The sequence below is a fragment of the Amycolatopsis sp. SID8362 genome (assembly GCF_010550475.1).
GTDB lineage: Bacteria > Actinomycetota > Actinomycetes > Mycobacteriales > Pseudonocardiaceae > Amycolatopsis > Amycolatopsis eburnea.
Map to the genome: position 1 here is coordinate 1 of NZ_JAAGNB010000270.1, position 8198 is coordinate 8198.

The following is an 8198-nucleotide window of genomic DNA, read 5'->3' on the forward strand; positions in this document are numbered from 1 at the left end:
CGCTGCAGCCAGTCGGACGCGCTCGTCAGGTCGGTCTCCCGCCAATCTTCGCCCGTGGTGACCGCGCGCAGCAACGCCCATTCGCGCAGCCGCCGCGCCGGGTAGCGGTGGTCCGCCAGCAGCTCGCCCAGCCGGGCGGCCCAGGCGGGGAACGCGGGGCCGGTGAGCAGGGCCGCCGCGCGCAGGTCGACGTGCTGGACCACCGCGGATTCCGCCATCACCCGGTCGGGGTCGGTCAGCACCGCGCGGACCAGGTCCGGCTCCTCGGCGTCGGTGACGTTCGCGAACTCGAGCAGGTAGCGCGCGTACCGCTCGTGTTCGCCGGTCACAGCGCCTGCCACCAGCCGTCCACCGGCGGGGGCGCGGTGACGTCGATGCGCTCGCCCGGGCGGGGGATCGCCAGCGCCAGGTCGGCCGCCTTCGCTTCGTGCCACACGCGGTCCGCCGGTTCGCCCCACGGGTGCATCGCCAGCTGGAACGTCGCCCAGTGCACCGGGACCAGCAGCTTCGCCCGCACGTCGATCCCGGCCGCGACGCCTTCCTCCGGCGTCATGTGGATGTCCGGCCAGTGCGGGGCGTACGCGCCGACCTGGATCAGGGCGGCGTCGAACGGCCCGTGCTCCTCGCCGATCTTCGCGAAGCCGTCGAAGTACCCCGTGTCGCCGCTGTAGAACACCCGGTGTGCCGGGCCGAGCAGCGCCCACGACGTCCAGAGCGTGCTGTCGTTGGAGATGCCGCGGCCCGAAAAGTGCTGGGCCGGGGTCGCGACGAACCGGACGCCCGCCACCGTGGCCTCCTCGTGCCAGTCCAGCTCGATGATCCGGGCCGCCGGGACGCGCCAGCGTTCGAGGTGCGCGCCCACGCCGAGCGGGACCAGGAACGGCGCCGTCGTCGACGCGACCAGCGCGCGGACGGTCGTCAGGTCCAGGTGGTCGTAGTGGTCGTGCGAGATGACCACCGCGTCGATCCGGCCGAGGCCCGACAACGGCACCGGCGGCTCGTGCAGCCGCCGCGGGCCGGTGAACGCCGCGGGCGACACCCGCTCGCTCCACACCGGGTCCAGCAGGACGCGGGCGCCGTCGAGCTCCACCAGGGTGGACGCGTGGCCGTACCAGGTCAGGTGCGCGCCCTCGGCCGACTCGACCGGCGCGGCCGCGACCAGCGGGACCGCTCCGCCCGGTTTGCGCAGTTCGCGGTGCTCGCCGAAGAACATCTCGCGGAAGATGGTCCGCATCGCCGCCGCCGTCATCGGGTGGCGCGGGGCGGCGTTGCGGAACACCTTCCCGTCGAACTGCGGCGACGAGCGCACCCGCTCGGCCCGCGTCCCGGCCGCCTTCGCGCCGAACGCCGCCGGCAGGTCGCGCAACCCCGCGATCGTCTTCCTCATGGTTCCGAGTCTACGAACGGTTCCTGAGAGGCGCCCCAGCTTCATGCAGGTGGGTGAGCGCCTGGCGGTAGGACTCGACCAGGCTCGTCTGCAGGTAGGGGACGCCGAGCTCGGCGCAGTAGGCCTGGACGATCGGCTGCGCCCGCCGCAGGTGCGGCGACGGCATGCTCGGGAACAGGTGGTGCTCGATCTGGTAGTTGAGGCCGCCGAGTGCGACGTCGGTGACGAGGCCGCCGCGGACGTTGCGCGAGGTCAGCACCTGCTTGCGCAGGAAGTCCAGCTCGGCGGGCCCGGTCAGCGTCGGCATGCCCTTGTGGTTCGGCGCGAAGATCGATCCCATGTAGACACCCCACAGTCCTTCGTGGACGGCGAAGAACAGCACCGCCATGCCGGGGGAGAGCACGGTGAACAGCGCGCTGAAGTAGAGGACGTGGTGCACCGCGAGCAGCGCGGCCTCGGTGCCGCGGCGGCGCAGGCCGGGCTTGCGCACCGCGCGGATCCCCGACCAGTGCAGGTTCAGGCCTTCGAGGGTGAGCAGCGGGAAGAACAGGAACGCCTGGTACCGCCCGATGAACCGGGGCACCCCGCGGCTTGCGCGCGCCTGGTCCTTCGACCACACCAGGATGTCCGGGTCGACGTCGGGGTCGAGCTCCTCGTGGTTCGGGTTGGCGTGGTGGCGGGTGTGCTTGTCCATCCACCAGCCGTAGCTCATCCCGATCCCGAGGTTCCCGGCGAGCATCCCGGCGATCTCGGTGGGGCGGCGGCGCCGGAACACCTGCTTGTGCGCGAGGTCGTGGGAGAGCAACGCGATCTGCCCGAACAGGAACGCCTGGAAGACGGCGACACCGAGCTGCCACCAGGAGTTCCCGAGCAGCGCGAAGGCCACCCACCCGGCGGCGAAGAGCCCGGCGACGACGGTGGTCCTCGCGACGTAGTAACCGGGACGGCGCGCCAGCAGCCCGGCGGCGGAGATGCGGCGGCTCAGCCGGGCGAAGTCGCTGCCGACGAGGTTTTCTGTGGTGGTCACGCGGTCGAGTCTTCGCGCCGCGGGCCCGCGGCGGAATCCGGTGCGCCTCCGGCGTTTTCGGGGGGCCAGCCCTACCGGCCGCGCTGGTATACGCGGCCGGCGGGGACATCAGCGCACGTACTCCGCCAGGTGCCGGCCCGTCAGTGTCTTCTTCCGGGCCTTCACCAGCTGCGCCGGCGTGCCCTCGAACACGACCTTGCCGCCGTCGTGACCCGCGCCCGGGCCGAGGTCGATGAGCCAGTCCGCGTGGGCCATCACCGCCTGGTGGTGCTCGATCACGATCACCGACTTGCCCGACTCCACCAGCCGGTCCAGCAGGCCGAGCAGCTGCTCGACGTCGGCCAGGTGCAGGCCCGCCGTCGGCTCGTCGAGGACGTACACCCCGCCCTGCTCCGCCATGTGCGTCGCCAGCTTGATGCGCTGCCGCTCGCCGCCCGAGAGCGTCGTCAGGGGCTGGCCGAGCGTCAGGTAGCCGAGGCCGACGTCGGACAGGTGGGTCAGGATCTTGTGCGCCGCCGGGGTTTTCGCGTCGCCGTCGGCGAAGAACTCCAGCGCCTCGGCGACTGACATCCCGAGGACCTCGCTGATGTCGCGGCCGCCGAACGTGTACTCCAGCACCTCGGCCGAGAACCGCTTGCCGTCGCACACTTCGCACGGGGTCGAGGTGCCCGCCATGATGCCGAGGTCGGTGTAGACGACGCCGGCGCCGTTGCAGTTCGGGCAGGCGCCCTCGGAGTTGGCGCTGAACAACGCCGGCTTCACGCCGTTGGCCTTGGCGAAGGCCTTGCGGATCGGCTCCAGCAAGCCGGTGTAGGTGGCCGGGTTGCTGCGGCGCGAACCGCGGATGCCGGTCTGGTCCACCGTCACCACGCCCTCGCCGCCGGACACCGACCCGTGGATCAGGGAGCTCTTGCCCGAGCCCGCCACGCCGGTCACGACGACCAGCACGCCGAGCGGGATGTCGACGTCGACGTCCTGGAGGTTGTGCGTCGAAGCCCCGCGCACCTCCAGCACGCCCGACGGCGAGCGCACCGACGACTTCAGCGACGCCCGGTCGTCGAGGTGGCGCCCGGTCAGCGTCCCGCTCTTGCGCAGATCGTCCACAGTGCCCTCGAAGACGACCTCGCCGCCCGCGGAGCCGGCGCGCGGCCCGAGGTCGACGACGTGGTCGGCGATCGCGATCGCCTCCGGCTTGTGCTCGACGACCAGCACGGTGTTGCCCTTGTCCCGCAGCTGCAGCAGCAGCTCGTTCATCCGCGCGATGTCGTGCGGGTGCAGCCCGATCGTCGGCTCGTCGAAGACGTAGGTGACGTCGGTCAGCGACGACCCCAGGTGGCGGATCATCTTGGTGCGCTGGGCTTCCCCGCCCGACAGCGTCCCGGATGGACGGTCGAGCGAGAGGTAGCCGAGGCCGATCTCTACGAACGAGTCGAGCGTGTGCTTCAGCGCGTCCAGCAGCGGCGCGACCGACGGCTCCGAGAGCTTCCCGACCCACGCGGCGAGGTCGCTGATCTGCATCTCGCACGCGTCGGCGATGCTGAGCCCGTCGATCTTCGACGACCGCGCCTCCGCCGAAAGCCGCGTGCCGGCGCAGTCCGGGCAGGTCTGGAAGGTCACCGCCCGCTCGACGAACGCGCGGATGTGCGGCTGCATCGAGTCGACGTCCTTGGACAGCATGGACTTCTGGATCGCCGGCACCAGCCCGGAGAAGGTGAGGTTGATGCCGTCGACCTTGATCTTGGTCGGCTCCTTGTACACCAGGTCGGCGAACTGCTTCTTGGTGTACTTCTTGATCGGCTTGTCCGGGTCGAAGAAGCCGGAGCCGCGGAAGATGCGGCCGTACCAGCCTTCCATGCTGTAGCCCGGGATCGTGATCGCGCCTTCGTTGAGCGACTTGTTCTCGTCGAACAGCGCGGTCAGGTCGATGTCGTTGACCTTGCCGCGGCCCTCGCAGCGCGGGCACATGCCGCCGGTGATGCTGAAGCTGCGGCGCTCCTTGATCTGGCGCCCGCCCTTTTCGATGGTCACCGCGCCCGCGCCGCTGATCGAGGCGACGTTGAACGAAAACGCCTGCGGCGAACCGATGTGCGGCGTGCCGAGCCTGCTGAACAGGATGCGCAGCATCGCGTTCGCGTCGGTCGCGGTGCCGACGGTCGAGTGCGGGTTCGCGCCCATCCGCTCCTGGTCGACGATGATCGCGGTGGTGATCCCGTCGAGCACGTCGACGTCGGGCCGGGCCAGCGTCGGCATGAACCCCTGCACGAAGGTGCTGTAGGTCTCGTTGATCAGCCGCTGCGACTCGGCCGCGATCGTGCTGAACACCAGGGAGCTCTTGCCGGAGCCGGAGACCCCGGTGAACACCGTCAGCCGCCGCTTCGGCAGTTCGACGCTGACGTCCTTGAGGTTGTTCACGCGGGCGCCGTGCACGCGGATCAGGTCGTGGCTGTCGGCGGTGTGCGACGTGCTGCTCATCGGGGTTCTCCAGCTTTCGGTGGGGTCAGCGCGCTTCTTGGATGCGGACGAGGTTGCCCGCGGGGTCGCGGAAGGAACAGTCGCGGATACCCCACGGCTGGTCGGTCGGCTCCTGGACGACTTCGGCGGAGCCCGCCTGCACCCGCTCGAAGGTGCCGTCCAGGTCGTCGGTGGCCAGGTTGACCGCCGCGAACGTGCCCTTGGCCATCATTTCCGTGATGGTACGGCGTTCTTCGTCGGACAGGCCCGCGTACGCGGCACCGGTCGGCTGCAGGACGAGCGCGGTGTCGGGCTGGCCCGGGAGGCCGATCGTCAGCCAGTGCTGGCCGCCGTAGTCGACGTCGTTGCGCACTTCGAAACCGAGGGTGTCGCGGTAGAAAGCGAGCGAAGCTTCGTGGTCGTGGTGGGGGAGGAACGTCTGGTGAATGGTGAGGTTCATGGGAATCACGCTACTTTCGGCGGCGCGGGGCGGGCTTCTCGATTCCTGATCGCTTCGGCGGCCCGCCGGTATTCGTGCGGGGAAAGGCCGTAAGCGTCCTGGAACCGGCGGACGAAGAGCGCGACGGGCAGATCCACCTCGCGCGCCAGCGTTTCGACGTCGAGCGGCGATTCGCGGTCACGGTCGATGCGATCGCGGACGCGGCGCAGCAGCACCAATTCGGCCAGGTGCTTTCGCGCGGCGGCGGCGAGGCTCAGGCACATGTCGGTTCCCTTTCCGGGGTGCGGCCGAGCACCGCCCGGGCCGCGATCGGGAGCAGCAGGAGGGTCAGCACGCCGGACAGCACCAGGCCACCGGAGCTGCCGGCCAGCTCGATCAGCGGTCCGCCCAGCGCCAGGCCCAGCGGGGCGGCCACGGTCGCGCCGGTCGTCCAGAGCGTGACGACCGGCTGCTGTTCGGCCGGGGCCAGCCCGGCTTGGAGGAAGCTGTAGGCGACCGGGGTGAACGGCGCGTACACCAGCCCGCCCAGGCCGAACACGACCAGCGCCACGGTCAGGTCGCCGGTCAGCGCGAGGGCGATCGGGCACAGCGCCCACAGCCCGATGATCGCGACCAGCAGCGGCCGCTGCGGCAGGTTCCGCAGCCGTCCGACGAGCGCGGCCCCGAGGAACGCGCCCACGCCGAGCGCGCCCCACAGCCAGCCCAGGCCGGTCGCGCCGGCGTGCAGCGTCCCGCTCACGTACAGCGGGAGCGCCACTTCGACGGGCATGTAGAGGAAGTTGAAGAAGAACTCGACGACGAGCAGCCGTGCGGCCACCGGACGGCGGCGCAGGATCCGCCAGCCCGAGCTTCCGGACCGGGCCGGCGCTTCGGCGGGCTGGGGGACAAACGCGAGGGTGGCCGCCAGCAGGACCAGCGCGCCGCACGCGTCGAGGAAGAGGGCGAGGCTCGCGCCCGCGGTGGCCACGACGATCCCGCCGAGCACCGGCCCGGCGATGTAGAGCGCGAACGTCGTGTTCAGTCCGAGCAGGCCGTTGACCGAGAACCGCCCGGCCTCGCCCGCGGCCGCCGTCGCCAGCACCCGGCGGCTGCTCGCCCCGGCCAGCCGGAACGTCGCGCCGAAGAAGAGCCCGGCGAGCAGCACCGGCAGGGTGAGCGACCCGGTGGCGGCCAGCACCCCGAGCGCGGTGAACGTCAGCGCCCGCAGCACGCAGTCGGCGACCAGGAGCGTCCGCGGCGGCACGCGCACGCGGCCCAGCCCGATGGCCAGCGCCAGCGCGGTGGACAGGACGAACGGCGCCGCCTCGACGAGCCCGATGGCGATCGCCTTCGGCACGCCGCCGGGCAGGGACAGCGTCTGCACCGGCATGGCGACCAGCAGCATGCCCGTGCCGACACCGGCCAGGAGATCCCCCAGGAGCAGCCCGGCGATCCGCCGGTCGCGCAGCACCTCGCGGTAGCCGTGCGTGGCCGTGGCCGCGGTCGTGGTCAGCGCAGTTCCTGGATGCGCAGCAGGTTGCCGGCGGGGTCGCGGAAGGAGCAGTCGCGGACGCCGTAGGGCTGGTCGATCGGCTCCTGGACGACTTCGGCGCCACCCTCCTGGAGCTTCGCGAACAGCGCGTCGAGGTCCTTGGTGGCGAGGTTGGCCCCGGCGTAGGTCCCCTTCGCCATCATCTCGGCGATCATCCGGCGCTCGTCGTCGGTCAGCCCCGGCGTCGCGGTCGGCGGCGTCAGCACGATCGCGGTGTCGGGCTGGTTCGGCGGGCCGACGGTGATCCACTGCAGGCCGCCGTACTTGACGTTCTGGCGGACCTCGAAGCCGAGCAGGTCGCGGTAGAAGGCGAGCGAGGCTTCCGGGTCGGTGTGGGGGAGGAAGCTCGAGTGAATGGTGACGTCCATGGTCGTCACACTATGTGTGCGCCTGCGGTCGCGCTTCTCGATTCCTGATCGGTCTGGTGACCTGCTTCGCGACGCACGGCGGCATCCCGACGGTCGCCTCGGCCTGCTGCTCCCGGTAGACGCTCGGGGGCATGCCCACCAGCTCGGCGAACCGGGTGCTGAAGGTGCCGAGCGAGGAGAACCCGACGGTGAAGCAGACCTCGGTGACGCTCAGCTCGCCCTTGCGCAGCAGCGCCATCGCCCGTTCGATCCGCCGCGTCATGAGGTACGAATACGGTGACTCTCCGTAGGCCTTCCGGAACTGCCGGCTGAGGTGCCCGGCCGACATGTTCACGCCTTTGGCGAGCGCGTCGACATCGAGCGGCTGGGCGTACTCGCGGTCGATCCGGTCCCGGACACGGCGAAGCAGCGCGAGGTCGCGCAGGTACTGCGCCGAGGCGGCGGTGCTGGTCACGAGGGAATCGTGCCACACGGGGAGCGCCCGGCGGAGTGAACCGGACCCGCTCGGGTCAGCGGGTGCGGTGGTGCGGGATGACGTGAATGACTCATTCATGTCATCCGGCGACATGAATGAGTCATTCACGTCGTCCGGACCCGGGAGCACGGCGAGACGCCCCGTCTGCCAAGCCGCCGCCGGGCAAACCCGGCGCGAGGGTCAGTGGAGCGCGGTGGTGATCGTCTCCCTCAGCCAGCGTTGCGCCGGGTCCGCGTCCAGGCGCGCGTGCCACGACAACCGGACCTCCACCTCCGGCAGCTCCGCCGGGACCGGGAACCACCGCAGGCCCAGTGCCGGGCCGTGCCGCTCGGCCAGGCGCTGGGGCAGCAGCCCTACGTAATCGCTGGTCGAGACCACCAGCGCGGCCACCGCGGACGTCGGCACCACCGCCGCCACCCGGCGCTGCAGACCAGCCGCCGCGAGGACGTCGTCCAGGGGGCCGCGGGCGCGGCCGCGCCGGGACGCCGACACGTGCGGG

9 protein-coding genes and 1 pseudogene are annotated in these 8198 nt (G+C 71.2%); all 10 read right to left on the minus strand.

Annotation, left to right across the window (positions count from 1 at the left end; genetic code table 11):
• A pseudogene (locus tag G3I65_RS08985) lies at positions 1–341 on the minus strand (hypothetical protein); the annotation flags it as partial.
• The gene (locus G3I65_RS08990) at positions 326–1387 is read right to left on the minus strand and encodes an MBL fold metallo-hydrolase (protein WP_160695681.1); all 1062 of its coding nucleotides are present in this window, start codon (positions 1385–1387) and stop codon (positions 326–328) included. The gene G3I65_RS08990 and the pseudogene G3I65_RS08985, both read right to left, overlap by 16 nt.
• Positions 1388–1397: 10 nt before the next feature.
• On the minus strand, positions 1398–2414 hold the full coding sequence (locus tag G3I65_RS08995; RefSeq protein ID WP_160695682.1) for an acyl-CoA desaturase: 1017 nt from the start codon (positions 2412–2414) through the stop codon (positions 1398–1400).
• A gap of 108 nt (positions 2415–2522) precedes the next feature.
• The gene (locus G3I65_RS09000; protein ID WP_160695683.1) at positions 2523–4886 is read right to left on the minus strand and encodes an excinuclease ABC subunit UvrA; all 2364 of its coding nucleotides are present in this window, start codon (positions 4884–4886) and stop codon (positions 2523–2525) included.
• 25 nt (positions 4887–4911) lie between these two features.
• On the minus strand, positions 4912–5325 hold the full coding sequence (locus tag G3I65_RS09005) for a VOC family protein (protein WP_160695684.1): 414 nt from the start codon (positions 5323–5325) through the stop codon (positions 4912–4914).
• Positions 5326–5330: 5 nt separating this feature from the next.
• Entirely contained in the window at positions 5331–5588 is a 258-nt protein-coding gene (locus tag G3I65_RS09010) for an AraC family transcriptional regulator (RefSeq protein ID WP_160695685.1), read from the minus strand.
• Positions 5579–6775 (minus strand): MFS transporter, encoded by a 1197-nt coding sequence (locus G3I65_RS09015; protein WP_160695686.1) that lies wholly within the window; start codon positions 6773–6775, stop codon positions 5579–5581. Before G3I65_RS09015 ends, G3I65_RS09010 begins: the two co-directional genes overlap by 10 nt.
• 38 nt (positions 6776–6813) lie before the next feature.
• On the minus strand, positions 6814–7224 hold the full coding sequence (locus G3I65_RS09020) for a VOC family protein (RefSeq protein ID WP_160695687.1): 411 nt from the start codon (positions 7222–7224) through the stop codon (positions 6814–6816).
• Between the two features lie 10 nt (positions 7225–7234).
• Positions 7235–7678 carry a helix-turn-helix transcriptional regulator gene (locus tag G3I65_RS09025; RefSeq protein WP_125315694.1) on the minus strand — a complete coding sequence of 148 codons (444 nt, stop codon included), beginning with the start codon at positions 7676–7678 and terminating at the stop codon, positions 7235–7237.
• A gap of 201 nt (positions 7679–7879) precedes the next feature.
• The coding region (locus G3I65_RS09030) for a LysR substrate-binding domain-containing protein (RefSeq protein WP_239070882.1) at positions 7880–8198 on the minus strand (319 nt) is incomplete at its 5' end.